19 protein-coding genes are annotated in these 15,621 nt (G+C 51.8%); 9 read left to right on the top strand and 10 right to left on the bottom strand.

The window, feature by feature from the left end:
* Nucleotides 1-10: 10 nt before the first annotated feature.
* On the bottom strand, nucleotides 11-988 hold the full coding sequence (gene epmA, locus JZ655_RS01795; RefSeq protein ID WP_040077514.1) for an elongation factor P--(R)-beta-lysine ligase: 978 nt from the start codon (nucleotides 986-988) through the stop codon (nucleotides 11-13).
* A 309-nt stretch (nucleotides 989-1,297) separates the two neighbouring features.
* Between epmA and frdA the strand changes: the two genes are divergently transcribed.
* The 5 genes from frdA (at nucleotide 1,298) to blc (ending at nucleotide 5,205) form a co-directional block, all read left to right on the top strand.
* On the top strand, nucleotides 1,298-3,088 hold the full coding sequence (gene frdA, locus JZ655_RS01790) for a fumarate reductase (quinol) flavoprotein subunit (RefSeq protein ID WP_207292852.1): 1,791 nt from the start codon (nucleotides 1,298-1,300) through the stop codon (nucleotides 3,086-3,088).
* Nucleotides 3,081-3,815 (top strand): succinate dehydrogenase/fumarate reductase iron-sulfur subunit, encoded by a 735-nt coding sequence (locus JZ655_RS01785; RefSeq protein ID WP_207292851.1) that lies wholly within the window; start codon nucleotides 3,081-3,083, stop codon nucleotides 3,813-3,815. Before frdA ends, JZ655_RS01785 begins: the two co-directional genes overlap by 8 nt.
* A 10-nt stretch (nucleotides 3,816-3,825) precedes the next feature.
* Nucleotides 3,826-4,221, top strand: a complete 396-nt coding sequence (gene frdC / locus JZ655_RS01780; RefSeq protein WP_040077518.1) for a fumarate reductase subunit FrdC — start codon at nucleotides 3,826-3,828, stop codon at nucleotides 4,219-4,221.
* A 10-nt stretch (nucleotides 4,222-4,231) separates the two neighbouring features.
* Nucleotides 4,232-4,591, top strand: a complete 360-nt coding sequence (gene frdD, locus JZ655_RS01775; RefSeq protein WP_040077519.1) for a fumarate reductase subunit FrdD — start codon at nucleotides 4,232-4,234, stop codon at nucleotides 4,589-4,591.
* Between the two features lie 83 nt (nucleotides 4,592-4,674).
* Complete coding sequence (gene blc / locus JZ655_RS01770; protein ID WP_040077521.1) at nucleotides 4,675-5,205, top strand: outer membrane lipoprotein Blc; 531 nt, start codon at nucleotides 4,675-4,677, stop codon at nucleotides 5,203-5,205.
* Here blc and sugE read toward each other — a convergent pair.
* On the bottom strand, nucleotides 5,202-5,519 hold the full coding sequence (gene sugE, locus JZ655_RS01765; RefSeq protein ID WP_040077522.1) for a quaternary ammonium compound efflux SMR transporter SugE: 318 nt from the start codon (nucleotides 5,517-5,519) through the stop codon (nucleotides 5,202-5,204). The two genes, blc and sugE, sit on opposite strands and share 4 nt — an antisense overlap.
* Before the next feature lie 268 nt (nucleotides 5,520-5,787).
* On the opposite strand from sugE, the gene JZ655_RS01760 reads away from it, so the two are divergent.
* Complete coding sequence (locus tag JZ655_RS01760; RefSeq protein ID WP_207292850.1) at nucleotides 5,788-6,402, top strand: helix-turn-helix transcriptional regulator; 615 nt, start codon at nucleotides 5,788-5,790, stop codon at nucleotides 6,400-6,402.
* Between the two features lie 19 nt (nucleotides 6,403-6,421).
* Here the strand turns inward: JZ655_RS01760 and ecnB are convergent, their stop codons facing one another.
* From ecnB to efp, 3 genes are all read right to left on the bottom strand, one after another.
* A complete protein-coding gene (gene ecnB, locus JZ655_RS01755) occupies nucleotides 6,422-6,568 on the bottom strand; it encodes a lipoprotein toxin entericidin B (RefSeq protein ID WP_039055654.1) in 147 nt (48 codons plus the stop codon).
* Between the two features lie 109 nt (nucleotides 6,569-6,677).
* Nucleotides 6,678-6,809: an entericidin A/B family lipoprotein gene (locus tag JZ655_RS01750; protein WP_072056347.1), complete on the bottom strand. Its 132-nt coding sequence runs from the start codon at nucleotides 6,807-6,809 to the stop codon at nucleotides 6,678-6,680.
* Between the two features lie 60 nt (nucleotides 6,810-6,869).
* Nucleotides 6,870-7,436: an elongation factor P gene (gene efp / locus JZ655_RS01745; protein WP_040077524.1), complete on the bottom strand. Its 567-nt coding sequence runs from the start codon at nucleotides 7,434-7,436 to the stop codon at nucleotides 6,870-6,872.
* A gap of 40 nt (nucleotides 7,437-7,476) precedes the next feature.
* Here efp and epmB point away from each other — a divergent pair, with 40 nt between their 5' ends.
* Nucleotides 7,477-8,505: an EF-P beta-lysylation protein EpmB gene (epmB, locus tag JZ655_RS01740; protein WP_207292849.1), complete on the top strand. Its 1,029-nt coding sequence runs from the start codon at nucleotides 7,477-7,479 to the stop codon at nucleotides 8,503-8,505.
* A gap of 240 nt (nucleotides 8,506-8,745) precedes the next feature.
* Here the strand turns inward: epmB and JZ655_RS01735 are convergent.
* A protein-coding gene (locus JZ655_RS01735; RefSeq protein ID WP_160435769.1) for an IS3 family transposase occupies nucleotides 8,746-9,893 on the bottom strand; the annotation gives its coding sequence in 2 pieces (ribosomal slippage) (nucleotides 8,746-9,656 and nucleotides 9,656-9,893; 1,149 coding nt in all).
* Between the two features lie 110 nt (nucleotides 9,894-10,003).
* Here JZ655_RS01735 and yjeJ point away from each other — a divergent pair.
* Complete coding sequence (yjeJ, locus tag JZ655_RS01730; RefSeq protein ID WP_242637293.1) at nucleotides 10,004-10,807, top strand: YjeJ family protein; 804 nt, start codon at nucleotides 10,004-10,006, stop codon at nucleotides 10,805-10,807.
* 129 nt (nucleotides 10,808-10,936) lie between these two features.
* Here yjeJ and JZ655_RS01725 read toward each other — a convergent pair whose 3' ends face one another.
* The 3 genes from JZ655_RS01725 to JZ655_RS01715 all read right to left on the bottom strand — a co-directional run bounded on the left by JZ655_RS01725 (nucleotide 10,937) and on the right by JZ655_RS01715 (nucleotide 13,401).
* Complete coding sequence (locus tag JZ655_RS01725; protein WP_040077535.1) at nucleotides 10,937-11,290, bottom strand: DUF4156 domain-containing protein; 354 nt, start codon at nucleotides 11,288-11,290, stop codon at nucleotides 10,937-10,939.
* A 131-nt stretch (nucleotides 11,291-11,421) separates the two neighbouring features.
* Nucleotides 11,422-13,068, bottom strand: coding sequence for a chaperonin GroEL (gene groL, locus JZ655_RS01720; protein ID WP_040077537.1), 1,647 nt, complete (start codon nucleotides 13,066-13,068; stop codon nucleotides 11,422-11,424).
* 39 nt (nucleotides 13,069-13,107) lie between these two features.
* Nucleotides 13,108-13,401: a co-chaperone GroES gene (locus JZ655_RS01715; RefSeq protein WP_003855929.1), complete on the bottom strand. Its 294-nt coding sequence runs from the start codon at nucleotides 13,399-13,401 to the stop codon at nucleotides 13,108-13,110.
* A gap of 178 nt (nucleotides 13,402-13,579) precedes the next feature.
* On the opposite strand from JZ655_RS01715, the gene yjeH reads away from it, so the two are divergent.
* Nucleotides 13,580-14,821, top strand: a complete 1,242-nt coding sequence (gene yjeH, locus JZ655_RS01710; protein WP_207292847.1) for an L-methionine/branched-chain amino acid transporter — start codon at nucleotides 13,580-13,582, stop codon at nucleotides 14,819-14,821.
* A gap of 30 nt (nucleotides 14,822-14,851) precedes the next feature.
* Here yjeH and JZ655_RS01705 read toward each other — a convergent pair whose 3' ends face one another.
* Nucleotides 14,852-15,322, bottom strand: coding sequence for an FxsA family protein (locus JZ655_RS01705; RefSeq protein WP_040077540.1), 471 nt, complete (start codon nucleotides 15,320-15,322; stop codon nucleotides 14,852-14,854).
* Between the last annotated feature and the right edge of the window lie 299 nt (nucleotides 15,323-15,621).

The following is a 15,621-nucleotide window of genomic DNA, read 5'->3' as shown; positions in this document are numbered from 1 at the left end:
TGAAAAAGAATTACGCGCGATCGACCGTAAAGGCAATCACGTCGCCCAGTTGCTCGGCGCCCAGCGCCAGCATCACCAGACGGTCTACGCCCAGCGCGACGCCGGAACAGTCCGGAAGACCGGCTGTTAATGCGTCCAGCAGGTTAGTATCAATAGGCTGCTGCGGAAGACCGCGGGCATTGCGCTTGCGGTTATCCTGCTCGAAACGTTGCTGCTGTTCACGAGCATCGGTTAATTCGTGGAAGCCATTCGCCAGCTCAATGCCCTTGTAATAGACCTCAAAACGTTCCGCAACGCGGTGATCTTCGGTGCTGATCTGCGCGAGCGAGGCCTGACTTGCCGGGAAGTGATAGACGAAAGTCGGGCGGTCTTTACCAATCTGTGGCTCAACGCCAAAGGCAAACAGCAGCTGCAGTAAGGTATCGCGATCTTCTTCTGTGTCCGCCACATTGCTCAGATCGAGTTTGGCTGCCACTTCACGTAGCTGGGTTTTATCCGCTGAAAGAGGATCAATCTCCAGATAGCGCTGGAATGCTTGCTGATAAGAGAGCGTTTCGGCTTCTGCACACTCCAGAACCTGCTGCAGCAGATCATCCACCTCGTTCATCAGGCGATACATATCGTAATGCGGACGGTACCACTCCAGCATGGTGAACTCAGGGTTGTGATGACGTCCCATCTCTTCATTACGGAAACTACGACATAGCTGGAATACCGGGCCACAACCCGCCGCCAGCAAGCGCTTCATGTGGTATTCCGGGCTGGTCATCAGATAGAGGTTCATCCCCTGAGAGTGGCCAGGTCCAACAAAACGGGTTTCAAACGGGACCAGATGAATATCAGTCACCGTCGCCTGACTCATGCAGGGCGTCTCCACCTCCAGCACACCGCGATCGGCAAAGAAACGGCGAATTTCCGCCATAATTGCTGCGCGTTTTAACAGGTTTGGGATGGATGCGCTCGGCTGCCAGGTGGCCGTTTCGCTCATGAGATTTTCTCCGATTTCAGACAAGGGGACGAAGTCTACTCGTTACCCCGAGCGGAGACAAATTTTGCACAGTGAAATAGCCATTTTTTATTTAGGACATTAATTGCGTGTCGCAATTCATCAATCACGATGATAAATCGCGCGGTAGAACCGCAAAAAAATCGAACACGTCAAATTTCCCTCACGTCTGTGCGGCTATACTGCTTTACCCATAAAGGAGCAGTGGAATCGTTTTTGCATCCGCCCATTCGGAAAAGAACCCTCTTGATGGTCGCCGTGATGCGAAATAACAATATCTGGAGGAATGTCGTGCAAACCTTTCAAGCCGATCTCGCCATCGTTGGCGCTGGCGGAGCAGGATTACGCGCTGCAATTGCTGCAGCGCAGGCCAATCCGAACGCCAAAATCGCTCTGATTTCCAAAGTTTATCCCATGCGCAGCCATACGGTTGCCGCGGAAGGCGGTTCTGCCGCCGTTGCGCAGGATCATGATAGCTTTGAGTACCATTTTCACGACACCGTCGCCGGGGGCGACTGGCTTTGCGAGCAGGATGTCGTCGATTATTTCGTACATCATTGCCCAACCGAGATGACGCAACTGGAACAGTGGGGTTGCCCGTGGAGCCGCCGCCCGGACGGCAGCGTCAATGTGCGCCGTTTTGGTGGCATGAAGATTGAGCGCACCTGGTTTGCCGCCGACAAGACCGGCTTCCATATGCTTCACACCCTCTTCCAGACCTCCCTCCAGTTCCCACAAATTCACCGCTTCGATGAGCACTTCGTGCTGGATATTCTGGTCGATGACGGGCAAGCGCGCGGCCTGGTGGCGATGAATATGATGGAAGGCACGCTGGTGCAGATCCGCGCGAATGCGGTGGTGATGGCGACCGGGGGTGCAGGCCGGGTATATCGCTATAACACCAATGGCGGCATCGTTACCGGCGATGGCATGGGTATGGCGCTCAGCCACGGCGTGCCGCTGCGTGACATGGAATTTGTGCAATATCACCCTACCGGCCTGCCGGGTTCGGGCATTTTGATGACGGAGGGTTGCCGCGGTGAAGGCGGGATCCTGATCAATAAAGATGGCTACCGTTATTTGCAAGACTACGGCATGGGCCCTGAGACTCCACTCGGCGAGCCGAAGAATAAATATATGGAGCTTGGCCCACGCGATAAGGTGTCTCAGGCATTCTGGCACGAGTGGCGTAAAGGCAACACGGTTCCGACGCCGCGCGGCGATGTGGTCTGGCTGGATCTTCGTCACCTGGGCGAGAAAAAGTTACTTGAACGCCTACCGTTCATTTGTGAACTGGCGAAAGCCTACGTGGGCGTGGACCCCGTGAAAGAGCCCATCCCAGTACGCCCGACAGCACACTACACCATGGGCGGCATTGAAACCGATCAGCAGTGTGAAACCCGTATTCAGGGGCTGTTTGCCGTGGGCGAATGCTCTTCTGTAGGCCTGCACGGGGCAAACCGTCTGGGGTCCAACTCGCTGGCCGAACTGGTAGTCTTTGGCCGCATGGCAGGCGAAAAAGCGATGGCGCGAGCAGCAACCTCAGGCGAGGCCAATAGTGCCGCGCTGGATGCACAGGCTGCGGATGTCGAAAAACGCCTGAAAGCGCTCGTTAACCAGGAAGGCAGTGAAAACTGGGCGAAGATCCGCGATGAGATGGGCCTCTCCATGGAAGAGGGCTGCGGCATCTACCGTACACCTGAGCTCATGCAGAAAACCATCGACAAGCTGGCGGAGCTCCAGGAGCGTTTTAAACGCGTACGTATTACCGACACCTCCAGCGTGTTCAATACCGACCTGCTGTACACCATCGAGCTGGGCCACGGCCTGAACGTAGCCGAATGTATGGCTCACTCTGCAATGGCGCGCAAAGAGTCACGCGGCGCGCATCAGCGTCTGGATGAAGGCTGCACCGAGCGCGACGATGTCAATTTCCTCAAGCATACCCTCGCTTATCGCGATGCAGACGGCACAACGCGTCTGGACTATAGCGATGTGAAGATTACTACGCTGCCACCGGCGAAGCGTGTGTACGGTGCAGAAGCGGAAGCAGCCGATAAGAAGGAGACGGCGAATGGCTGAGATGCAAACGCTGAAAGTTGAAGTGGTGCGCTACAACCCGGAAGTGGATTCCGCACCACACAGCGCTTTCTATGAAGTGCCCTATGACGAGCAAACCTCCCTGCTGGATGCGCTCGGTTACATAAAAGATAATCTGGCCCCGGACCTGAGCTACCGCTGGTCATGTCGCATGGCGATTTGCGGTTCATGCGGCATGATGGTCAATAAAGTGCCGAAGCTTGCCTGTAAAACCTTCCTGCGAGATTACCCTAAAGGCCTCAAGGTAGAAGCCCTGGGCAACTTCCCGATCGAGCGCGACCTGGTTGTCGATATGACCCACTTTATCGAAAGCCTGGAGGCAATTAAACCGTACATCATTGGTAACCCACGCACCCCGGATCAGGGGCCGAATATGCAAACGCCGGCACAGATGGCGAAATACCATCAATTCTCCGGCTGCATCAACTGCGGCCTCTGTTACGCTGCTTGCCCACAGTTTGGCCTGAACCCGGAGTTCATCGGCCCGGCCGCCATCACGCTGGCACACCGCTATAACGAAGACAGCCGCGATCGCGGTAAAAAAGAGCGTATGGCACAGCTCAATGGCCAGAACGGCGTCTGGACCTGTACGTTTGTGGGTTACTGCTCGGAAGTCTGTCCGAAGCACGTCGACCCGGCCGCCGCTATCCAGCAGGGTAAAGTTGAAAGCTCGAAAGACTTTCTTATCGCCACCCTGAAACCACGCTAAGGAGTGCGTAATGACGACTAAACGCAAAGCCTATATACGGCCAGTGCCGTCCACCTGGTGGAAAAATCTGCCGTTTTATCGCTTTTACATGCTGCGCGAAGGTACGGCAGTCCCCGCGGTGTGGTTCAGCATTGAATTGATGTACGGCCTGTTTGCCCTGAAGCACGGTCCGGAATCCTGGGCCGGATTTGTGGGTTTCCTGCAAAACCCCATAGTGGTGCTGCTAAATATCATTGTGCTGGCGGCCGCGCTGCTACATACCAAAACCTGGTTTGAGCTGGCGCCTAAAGCGGCCAATATTATCGTCAAAGGCGAAAAAATGGGGCCAGAGCCTGTGATCAAAGGGCTTTGGGTAGTCACAGCCGTTGTGACTGTGGTGATCCTTGGCGTTGCCCTGTTCTGGTAAGGAGGCCAGTATGATCAATCAAAATCCAAAACGATCTGATGAACCTCTCTTTTGGGGGCTATTTGGCGCAGGCGGCATGTGGTGCGCCATTATCGCGCCTGCGATCATCTTGCTGGTGGGAATTATGCTGCCGCTGGGACTGTATCCCGGTGATGCCCTGAGCTATGAGCGAGTACTCGCTTTTGCCCACAGCTTCATCGGTCGCGTCTTCATCTTCCTGATGATCGTTCTGCCGCTATGGTGTGGGTTACACCGTATCCATCATGCCATGCACGACCTGAAAATCCATGTGCCAAACGGTAAGTGGGTATTTTATGGTCTGGCGGCGATCCTGACCGTTGTCACGCTGGTGGCTGTCGTATTTATGTAATTATCCTCGCTCTCCTGTCGCGGCAGGAGAGCAAATTTCTCGCCAGGTTCTACACTTAACAAAAAACCTCTCAGGACATCTCTATGCGCATCCTGCCTGCTTTCGCTGCTATTGCCGCTGCGTTTCTGGTTGTTGCCTGTAGTACCCCTACCCCGCCGCCTGGCGTCACCGTCGTGAATAATTTTAACGCCCAACGTTTCCTGGGTACCTGGTATGAGATCGCCCGCTACGACCACCGTTTTGAACGCGGATTAGAGAAAGTAACGGCAAACTATAGCCCGATGCGCGACGGCGGTATCCAGGTCATCAACCGGGGCTATAACGCTGAGCGTGGAATGTGGCAGCAGGTGAAAGGGAAAGCTTATTTTACTGGCTCGCCGAGCAGAGGGGCGCTGAAAGTCTCTTTCATTGGCCCCTTCTATGGTGGGTATAATGTCATTGGACTGGATCGAGACTATCAGCATGCGCTGATATGCGGACCGGATCGCAACTATCTTTGGCTGCTGTCTCGTACGCCAACGGTCACGGCAGAGATGAAACAGCAGCTCCTCGATGTTGCGACCCGTCAGGGTTTCGACGTCAGCAAATTAATGTGGATTGAACAGCCACACTAATGGGTGCTGAGTTTTAGCCCAATGATTCCGGCAACGATCAACGCGAGGCTGGCAATTCGTGCCAGGCTCGCTGACTCGCCCAGAAGCAAAATCCCTGTGATAGCAGCGCCCACCGCGCCGATACCCGTCCACACCGCGTAGGCCGTCCCTACCGGTAGCGAACGCATCGCCCAGGAGAGCAAAACAATACTGATAATCATGGCGGAGACAGTGATGATGCTTGGAGTCAGGCGGGTAAAACCATGGGTATATTTCAGGCCAATGGCCCATACCACTTCCAGCAAGCCGGCAATAAAAAGAATAATCCAGGACATAGGGGCTCCTTAACTTAGAAAACAGTATGGGGCCGTCCCCGATGCGAAAGCCTTTATGGGTCGTCCCATAAAGGTAGGTCATTCTCATTGTGAAGAGCATGGGTTCACAATTCAATATATTTATTCAGCGAATAAATGAGAGCTTAAAAGCAAGAAATAGGCGCTGTTAGCTACGAAGTTCAGGCATTTACCACTCATCGGATTTCCCTATGATGGGGGGCTTGCCGAGAGCAGATCGTAGCCACCTCTTACCGATTGCGAAAATAATATGTTCAAAATACTTTTGATTGACCGATGTCACTTCACCCGCACCGGGCTAGAAGAGTGGCTCAATCATTCAGGGCTGTTTCCACACTCCCTGTTAGTTACCAGTCTTAATAACCTCTTTCTTGCCAAAGAGCATATCTTGCAGTGGAAACCGGCACTGGTTATTGCTGATTTAAACGGTTTTCAGTCAGATATACACCATCTTGAGCAGCTCTCTCCTCTGATGGCGGCCAGTGAAAATGTTCCTTTTATCTCTTTGCATACGGGCGAAGCGCCAGAGATGTCTGCATTTATGCAGCGCTTCCCAGTTTGGGCATCATTACAAAAAAACACGGCTCTGGACACCCTATCCGAAACCATTAACGACGCGCTCACCACTCACGAAGTATGTGAGCCTGCGTATATGGCGACGCCATTATTGACCAAACAGGAAGAGAGAGTGTTATCGCTATGGATGGAGGGGGACAGTAATCAAAAGATTGCCAGCAAGCTGAGTATTAACGGCAAAACCGTGTACACCTACAAACGAAATATTCGTATGAAACTACATATGGATACGCGGTATTCGCCGTTTTTATCACTACCTGAACATCAACTGGACGGTACGGTGACCTGAAGCCCCGTACCGTTCAGCATTACTGTTGTGCTTTCGTTGCGGCGCCAGAGATTGCGCTGCCACCGTCAGAAATATCCTCACCAACCCCACGGGTGGTATTACAGGCGGTTAAAACTGATGAAAGCACCAGAACAGAAAAGATCGCTGCAATTGTTTTCTTAACCATAATTTCTTCCTTTTTAAGCCAAAGTTATTTTTGTATAGCCACTTAAGCATAGCCAAAATCGCGCCATTCGACGGAAAAGGGAAAATTTTTAGGAATAAATGAGAAGAGATTAACTGGCAGCGCGAGAAATGATGTGGCCCAGGCCCTGAATATCCTCACCAACACCGCGCGCGGTATTGCATCCGCACAGCAAAGTGCCTGCGATAGTCATCATCAAGACGAGAGCGATTTTACGTTTCATCTTCCCTGAACCTCAAAAAAATCAGGCGCAGCAAACGCTGCGCCTTCGATCAAGAGTGCATTACTTGACGCGGGATACGTACTCGCCAGAGCGGGTATCCACTTTAATAACTTCACCGATCTGTACGAACAGCGGAACCTTAACCACTGCGCCAGTAGACAGCGTAGCGGGTTTGCCACCTGTACCTGCGGTATCACCTTTCAGGCCTGGATCGGTTTCGATAATTTCCAGTTCAACGAAGTTCGGCGGAGTGACAGCGATTGGCTGGCCATTCCACAGGGTCACGATGCACTCAGCCTGATCCAGCAGCCATTTGCCGTTATCACCGATAGCTTTTGCATCAGCGGACAGCTGCTCGAAGGTTTCGTTGTTCATGAAGTGCCAGAACTCACCATCGTTGTACAGGTAAGTCAGGTTCATATCGACAACATCTGCGCCTTCTGCAGAGTCGGTGGATTTGAAGGTTTTCTCAACACGGGTACCCGTCAGCAGGCGGCGCAGTTTAACACGTGCGAATGCCTGACCTTTGCCGGGTTTAACGAATTCACTGGCTTCAACCGCGTACGGTTCGCCGTCCATCATGATTTTGAGACCGGCACGAAAATCGTTGCTATAGTAAGTCGCCATAAGGCCCTCTGAAATTGTTAATTGGTAGCTAAGCCACAAAATGGCGCATATTGTAACCCTAAATACCCCATCCAGAGAAGATTGGTTATCGCAACTTGCCGATGTAATCACCAGTCCTGATGAACTGCTTCGTCTTTTAGATTTGGACGCCGATGAAACATTGCTTGCAGGTAGAGAGGCAAGACGCCTCTTTGCGCTGCGTGTCCCCCGCGCGTTTGTTGCGCGAATGGAGAAAGGCAATCCTAACGATCCTCTTTTAAGACAGGTACTTACTTCTCAAGAAGAGTTTATTTCTACCCCGGGATATAGCACCGATCCCCTCGACGAGCAGAACAGCGTCGTGCCGGGTTTGCTGCACAAATACCGCAATCGGGCTTTGCTGCTTGTAAAAGGAGGTTGCGCGGTAAATTGTCGCTACTGTTTCCGTCGCCACTTCCCTTACGCTGATAATCAGGGCAACAAGCGCAACTGGCAAGGTGCACTGGATTACATTACCCAGCATCCGGAGCTGGATGAGATTATTTTCTCCGGCGGCGATCCGCTTATGGCGAAAGACCATGAGCTGGATTGGCTGATGACGCAGCTTGAGAGCATTCCACATATTAAGCGGCTGCGGATTCATAGCCGTTTGCCGATTGTTATCCCGGCACGTATTACAGAACCGCTAGTTGCCCGCTTTACAGCCTCATCGTTACAGATCTTGCTCGTGAACCATATAAACCACGGCAATGAGATTGATGAAGAATTCAGTCAAGCAATGGCACGGCTAAGAAAAGCGGGTGTGACACTGCTCAACCAGAGCGTCTTGTTGCGTGGTGTCAATGATAACGCGTTTACGCTAGCGGCCCTAAGCAACAAACTGTTTGATGCCGGAATCATCCCTTACTATCTCCATGTTTTGGACAAGGTTCAGGGAGGGGCTCATTTTATGGTGAGTGATAGTGAAGCGCGGGCGATAATGCGCGAGTTGATGGCCAGTATCTCTGGGTATCTGGTACCCAAATTGACGCGAGAAATAGGCGGAGAGCCTAGTAAGACGACACTCGATCTAGGCCTTAAGCAACATTAAAATCATAGTTGTCCGGGTATCCCTTTCTATCCGGACAAGACTCCAAATCCCTCTAATTCTAAACTTAAAATATCCATAAGCTTAAAATAACATTTTAAAATGTTTGATAATGAGGGAAATTAGCTCAGCGACTATCAAAATAACAAAAAGTACTATAACCCATTTCGGTAATTTCAAAATCACGCCCGAAGAGCCTGAAGGCGCTGCGTTATTGTCCATAACTGAATCGCCACAGATAATCTAGACACTTCCGAGCCGCTGATAATATTGTTTTTCGTATTCAGTTGGTGGCATATGATCACTCGAACCATGCCGACGCTTACTGTTATAAAACATTTCGATGTAATCAAAAATATCACCGCGAGCTTCTTCTCGCGTTCCGTAGATCTTTTTCTTTATCCGTTCACGTTTCAGTAGCTGGAAAAAACTTTCTGCGACTGCGTTGTCATGACAGTTACCGCGACGGCTCATACTGCCCTCCAGCCCGTGTGATTTCAGGAACGACTGCCACTCATAGCTTGTGTACTGACTGCCTTGATCAGAATGAACCAGCACCTGCTTTTGAGGATTACGTCGCCACACGGCCATCAGAAGTGCATTCAGGACAATATCCTTTGTCATCCGGGGCTGCATTGACCAGCCAATAACTTTGCGCGAGAACAGGTCAACAACCACAGCCAGATACAGCCAGCCTTCGTGAGTCCGGATGTAGGTGATGTCCGTTACCCAACGCTCATCCGGTGCTTCCGGGTTGAACTGCCGCTGGAGCCTGTTGGGCGTCACGATGCTGGTTTCACCCTTACGTGCCCGTGGGCTACGGTACCCGACCTGAGCCCTTATCCCGGCACGCTTCATCAGTCGCCAGACACGGTTAACTCCGCACTGTTGTCCGGTATCCCGCAGGTCGAGGTGGATCTTGCGATAACCATAAACGCAACCCGACTCCAGCCAGAACTGCTTTATCAGCCCCGTCAGCCTCAGGTCAGCATGATGCCGCCGTGAATCCGGCTGCTGAAGCCAGGCGTAAAAACCACTCGGATGCACATCCAGCACCCGACAAAGCAGTCGGACAGGCCAGCAATAGGTGTTGTCACGGATAAAGGCGTACCTCAGTCGGACAGCTTTGCGAAGTACGCCGCGGCTTTTTTTAATATGTCCCGTTCGTCGGTAACCCGCTTCAGCTCTTTCTGGAGGCGTCGGATCTCAGCCTGAGCGTCTGACTGGACTTTATTGGTTGAGGAATCCGGGCCATATGCCTTTATCCAGGCATAAAGACTGTGGGTGGTGATACCGAGACGTGTTGCCACGCTGGAAACAGAATGGCCGCGATCAACAACCTGTTTTACCGCTTCAATTTTAAACTCTTCGGGATAACGCTTACCGCTCATGGGCACCTCTCTTTAAGTCATCTTAAATGACTCTGAGGTGTCTGTTAAACCCGTGGCGATTCAAAGGGATTAATACAGGATCGATTAAAAGCAATGAACGCTTTGCCCTCATGGCGTTCAAAATCAGAGATATCGATAATGTTGAACATACTTTCTTTTTCCAGTTGAATCAGTTGATCGATTTACTTTTGATCCTACGCTTTCGTATAGCAAAAGTATCGCAGCGCCTCGCTGAGCGTGGGGAAAGTTATAAAGAAAAGCTTATCGCTGAAAGAGACAGTTTGATGGCTAACGTCCCCAATATTGATGTCATGGAAGTCAATAACCCGGACATTTCTAAAGTCATTATGTCTATGGCGCCGAAGCAGAAAGATGAAAAATTCGAGCTCGTCGCTATGTTGCAAAATGAACAAATCGAGTGTATTGAAATAGATGATACTCAAATTGAGTTTATCGTCTTCGCTATTCAACAATCGCTCAATACAACAAATGACAAGCAAACCATACAACTGGTTACTTCATTGCTTGATTTTGTCATGCTGTATTTTGTTGATCTGTCAGATATGACTAATCTTAACTTCCGAAAAGTTGAACATGAGAAATGGAAGCTAGATTTGTTCACGCACTATATTGCCGTTCTGTTTTGCTTTGAACATGAAGAGTGCAAAAAAATATTGGCGGGTACCATCCTTAAGACAGAGGCCGAACCTAATACGGAGCAATTGCAGAGTATTCTTCACCGGGTTGCGGTGATGTCGCCTGGCGTGAAAGCCCTTCAGGAACAGCATCCGATATGCCAGACTTTTGCCAAAATCATTCCGTCAGAACCAAACCAGCTTCTTACCATGGAGGAGTGCATGCAGCCTCTGCATGATTTCTGTGTGGAAGTGAAGGCGGCGATGCTCAACGCATAAGAATTTGAGCGTCTACAAGGATGTAGAAAACGGTAATCTTTCCCTCCGTTTGCTCAGGTTTCCCTCTCATTTATGAGAGGGCGAACCAGAGCGTCCAGACAAGATATTAATGCTTTTGCTCCGATAATATCAGTTCGGGCACTTATACACCTGGCCGTTCATCTCACTGGCCGTCGGGACAAAGCTTGATAACATCCCCTGCGTCGGGCTGCTCACGCCATAAATCACGTTACCGCCCATTGCAGCTGCCTGGTTACGCAGCGCATTCGCCGCACCACGCATTGAGCCGCCCTCTTCCCCGTGCTGCCCAGAAAGCCAGTTGCTCTGTTTGCCATTGGCCGTGCCCAACAGCTGACATTCACTCCCGGGTTTATCTTCTACGAAGCGGACATTCTGCCCACCCGCAGATAACTCATTACCGGAACTGCAACCCGCCAGCAGCAACGCTGCCCCTACGATCCCTGCACAGACTTTTACGCGCATGTTATTCCTCGATTTTAATAAGATGGACAACCGTTGCCCTGTGTAAACCTTATACTAAAAAGATGACCAAAAGAAAAACCCCCAGCCATTTCTGACTGGGGGTTTCTTCATTTCTGCGAGGTGCAGGGCAATTACATCATGCCGCCCATACCACCCATGCCGCCCATACCGCCAGCAGCACCTAAGTCAGGCGCGTCGCTTTTCGGCAGGTCAGTCACCATGCACTCGGTGGTGATCATCAGGCCAGCAACAGAGGCCGCGTACTGCAGCGCAGAACGGGTCACTTTGGTTGGGTCCAGAATACCGAAGTCGATCATGTTGCCGTATTCTTCAGTAGCTGCGTTGTAACCGTAGTTACCTTCGCCCGCTTTCACGTTGTTAGTCACAACAGACGGTTCTTCACCGGCGTTAGACACGATCTGACGCAGAGGTGCTTCCATTGCGCGCAGCGCAACTTTGATACCCACGTTCTGATCTTCGTTCTGAGCAGTCAGGTTAGCCAGTTTAGCGGCAACGCGCACCAGCGCTACACCACCACCAGCAACAACGCCTTCTTCTACTGCAGCGCGGGTTGCATGCAGAGCATCATCAACACGTGCTTTTTTCTCTTTCATTTCAACTTCGGTCGCAGCACCCACTTTGATTACTGCAACGCCGCCTGCCAGTTTCGCTACGCGCTCCTGCAGTTTTTCACGGTCGTAATCAGAAGTCGCTTCTTCGATCTGCTTACGGATCTGACCAACACGGCCCTGAATCGCAGCTTCTTCACCCACGCCATCAATGATGGTGGTGGTGTCTTTGTTGATCACAACACGTTTAGCCTGACCCAGATCTTCCAGGGTCGCTTTTTCCAGCTCCATACCGATCTCTTCAGAGATAACGGTACCGCCGGTCAGGGTAGCGATATCCTGCAGCATCGCTTTACGGCGATCGCCGAAGCCAGGTGCTTTAACCGCAGCCACTTTCACGATGCCACGCATGGTGTTAACCACCAGGGTCGCCAGCGCTTCGCCTTCAACGTCTTCAGCAATGATAAGCAGCGGCTTGCCTGCTTTCGCAACGGCTTCCAGCACTGGCAGCATTTCGCGGATGTTGGAGATTTTCTTGTCAGCCAGCAGAATGAACGGGCTTTCCAGTTCAACAGCGCCAGTTTCTGGCTTGTTGATGAAGTATGGGGACAGGTAACCGCGGTCGAACTGCATACCTTCAACCACGTCCAGTTCGTCTTCCAGACCGGTACCGTCTTCAACGGTGATAACGCCTTCTTTACCGACTTTGTCCATCGCTTCTGCGATCAGTTTACCTACGGTTTCGTCGGAGTTAGCGGAGATGGTACCAACCTGAGCAATCGCTTTAGAGTCAGAGCACGGTACGGAGAGCGCTTTCAGTTCTTCAACAGCGGAAGCGACAGCTTTATCGATACCACGTTTCAGATCCATTGGGTTCATACCCGCAGCTACGGCTTTCAGACCTTCAGTGATGATAGCCTGCGCCAGTACGGTCGCGGTGGTGGTACCGTCGCCTGCAGCGTCGTTCGCTTTAGAGGCAACTTCTTTCACCATCTGCGCGCCCATGTTTTCGAACTTGTCTTCCAGCTCGATTTCACGTGCAACAGAAACACCATCTTTAGTGATGGTTGGCGCGCCGAAGGATTTATCCAGCACTACGTTACGACCTTTCGGGCCCAGAGTGACTTTAACTGCATCTGCCAGTACGTTCACGCCGCGGAGCATTTTAACACGAGCGTCGTTACCGAATTTTACGTCTTTAGCTGCCATGTTCTTATTTCCTCAAATTCGTACAGTTTCGTGCGTAAATTACGCTTCAACAATTGCCAGAATGTCGCTTTCGGACATGATCAACACTTCTTCATTGTCGATCTTCTCGGATTTCACGCCGTAGCCATCGTTGAAAATGACGATGTCACCAACTTTAACGTCCAGTGGCTGCACAGTTCCGTTTTCCAGGATGCGGCCCTTACCGACAGCGATGATTTCGCCACGCGTTGATTTTGCTGCTGCAGAACCGGTCAGAACGATGCCGCCTGCAGACTTGGTTTCAACTTCTTTACGTTTGACGATCACACGATCATGTAACGGACGAATACTCATTGATAGCTCTCCTTTGAGAAAGTCTTTATCAGTTATGGATGACGCCGGCCCGTATCCGGTTTTCCGGCTAGTGCCCTGAGAGATGGGGATAGGTTTTTCCCCCTTCAAGGGGGAGTCGAAAAAAAATTTGCGAAAGTGTTACCATCGCCTCTCTTTTGATGGTGGCAGGACGAAGTAGATGAGTGGACTCAAACAGGAGTTGGGCCTGGCGCAAGGCGTCGGCTTGCTCTCGACCTCTTTATTAGGAACAGGCGTCTTTGCCGTACCCGCTCTTACGGCGCTGGTTGCAGGCGATAATAGCCTGTGGGCGTGGCCGCTCTTAATCGTGCTGGTGTTCCCGGTGGCGATTGTCTTTGCGATTCTGGGTCGTCACTTTCCCAGCGCCGGCGGCGTAGCGCATTTTGTCGGCATGGCGTTTGGCCCTCGTCTTGAACGGGTAACGGGGTGGCTATTCTTATCCGTGATTCCGGTAGGTCTGCCCGCTGCGTTGCACATTGCCGCTGGTTTCGGTCAGGCGCTCTTTGGCTGGCACGATGAGCAGTTGCTGTTTGCCGAGCTGGGGACGCTGGCGATTGTCTGGTGGGTGGGTTCACGGGGTGCCAGCTCCAGCGCTAACTTACAAACGTTGATTGCGCTGCTTATTGTGGCGTTGATTGTCGCTATCTGGTGGGCGGGCAATATCCAGCTGCACGAAATCCCCTTCCCATCCATCGGCGAAGTGGAATTGCCCCCGCTGTTTGCCGCATTGTCGGTGATGTTCTGGTGTTTTGTCGGGCTGGAAGCCTTTGCGCACCTGGCGTCAGAGTTTAAACAGCCCGAGCGAGATTTCCCGCGCGCACTGATGATCGGCCTGCTGTTGGCCGGCACGGTCTACTGGGCCTGTACGGTGCTGGTGTTGCACTTCAACGCCTTTGGGGAAGATAAAGCGGCGGCGGCGTCGCTGCCCGGTATTGTGGTGCAGTTGTTTGGCACAAAAGCGTTGTGGGTCGCCTGCGTGATTGGCTATCTGGCCTGCTTTGCCAGTCTAAATATCTACATTCAGAGTTTTGCGCGTCTGGTCTGGTCGCAGGCGCTCTACAAACCCACCAGCCCGCTGGCAAGACTTTCTCAGCGTCATCTACCGCTGAATGCCCTTAATGCCGTACTGGGCTGCTGTGTGCTGAGTACGCTGGGCATCTACTGGCTTAACATTAATCTGGATGCCCTTATCGTCTATGCCAACGGTATCTTCATTATGATCTACCTGCTCTGTATGCTGGCAGGCGCGCGGCTGCTGAAAGGACGTTATAAGGCGTTGGCGGTTGTGGGCGGCGTGCTCTGTCTGTTGTTGCTGGCGATGGTGGGCTGGAAGAGTTTGTATGCCATTGTCATGCTGGCGGGGCTGTGGTGCTTTTTACCCGCGCGCGGCCGCACAGCATAAAAAAGCGCCCGGCAATGCCGGGCGCTTTTCTTAGCGGTCGTCTTTATGGTCAAGACGATCGCGCTCATCGTCCTTGCGATGATACTCACCGTCAAAGGTTTCGCCCCCGCCCGTCCCCGCGCTAAAGCCACCACCCGGCATACGATTAAAGCGCAGGTGCGGCATCAGCTTCATGGTCAGATGTTTTTGCACCGGCGGCAGCAACAGTAGCAGCCCCAGGAAATCGGTGAAAAATCCGGGCAGTAACAGCAGCAGGCCCGCAATAATCAGCGAGACGCTTTTGATCATTTCTGCCGCCGGACTCTCGCCTGCGGCCATCTTTTGCTGCATTAACAGGAAATTTTTGAAACCCTGGTTCCGTACCAGAGACATCCCAATCACCGACGTAAAGATGACGAGAATCAGGGTCAGCAGGACGCCAAAGACGTGGGCGACCTGAATAAAAATCGAAATCTCAATATAAACATAAAGAAAAATAGCAACTAACGGTATCCAGCGCACTGGCTTCTCCTGTGTGGCAGAGGCCCTGTGGCCCCTGTCTGAACATTTTCGCGATTCGCGTCTGTTCGAAATGAGGGCGGTTAGCCAAAATTCAATCGGTTTGCACGGATATTTTTTTTGGAAACATTAAAGCGGTGACTCATTTCACAAATTGATAATTATCATGCAACAGGGTCGATAATAAGTGATCCAGATTACGGCATTTCGCTATCATCAGCATATGATCTCGGATATCTGGTCGCTCATTGGGATAATCGTCGGTCAGTAAATAGACATAACCACAGATATACTGTGTGTTT

Source organism: Leclercia pneumoniae, assembly GCF_017348915.1.
Classification (GTDB): domain Bacteria; phylum Pseudomonadota; class Gammaproteobacteria; order Enterobacterales; family Enterobacteriaceae; genus Enterobacter; species Enterobacter pneumoniae.
Note: the sequence above shows the minus strand (reverse complement) of the source record. Positions and strands in the feature narration are given on the sequence as shown.